The 820-nt window shown below is 59.6% G+C and carries 1 protein-coding gene; it reads left to right on the top strand.

The genetic code is table 11. The features are described from left to right. Positions 1 to 44: 44 nt before the first annotated feature. Positions 45 to 820 (top strand): NAD(P)-dependent oxidoreductase (locus ENZ75_RS33160; RefSeq protein ID WP_164888239.1); only part of this gene is annotated, 776 nt, incomplete at its 3' end.

The following is an 820-nucleotide window of genomic DNA, read 5'->3' as shown; positions in this document are numbered from 1 at the left end:
TTGTCTGACAATACACATAAATTCCTGAGGATGTGGAGAGCAAAATGACGAAGCGGATCATGTTCACCGGCGGCAGCGGCAAGGCCGGACGCCATGTCGTCCAGTATCTGGTCGAGCAAGGCTGCCAGGTGCTCAACATCGACACCAGGCCGCTCGACAACCCCAAGGTGCGCACGCTGATCACCGACATCACCGACAGCGGGCAGGTGTTCAACGCACTGTCGAGCTATATGGGCCTGCATGAATTCGACCCCTCGCTGCGTCCGCAGCCGGTCGATGCGGTGGTGCATTTCGCCGCCATCCCGCGCATCATGATCACCACCGACAACGAGGTGTTCCGCATCAATGCGCTCGGCACCTACAATGTCATCGAGGCGGCAGTTAAGCTCGGTATCCGAAAGGTAATCATCGCCTCCAGCGAGACCACCTATGGGCTGGTCTTCGCCAACGAGCCGCGCGATCCAAAATATTTCCCGCTCGACGAGGAGTATGACGTCGATCCGATGGACAGCTATGCCTTGTCCAAGGTCGTCAACGAGAAGACGGCGCGGGCCTTCGCGCAGCGCAACGGCACCGACATTTATGCCCTGCGCATCGGCAACGTCATCGAGCCGCACGAACATTCGCTGTTTCCGAAATGGTTCGCCGATCCGGGTTTCCGCAAGCGCATCGCCTGGAGCTATGTCGACGCGCGCGACCTTGGCCAGATCACGCTGCGCGCCATAGAGAAGGACGGGCTCGGCTATCAGGTGTTCAACGCGGCCAATGACGACACCTCGTCCGACCTGCCGACAGCCGAACTCTTGAAGCGGTTCTACCC

This window comes from Mesorhizobium sp. M7A.F.Ca.CA.002.04.1.1 (assembly GCF_004022805.1).
GTDB classification, from domain to species: Bacteria; Pseudomonadota; Alphaproteobacteria; order Rhizobiales; family Rhizobiaceae; genus Mesorhizobium; species Mesorhizobium ciceri.
The sequence above is the reverse complement of the archived record's forward strand: the minus strand, read 5'-3'. Positions and strand labels throughout refer to the sequence as shown.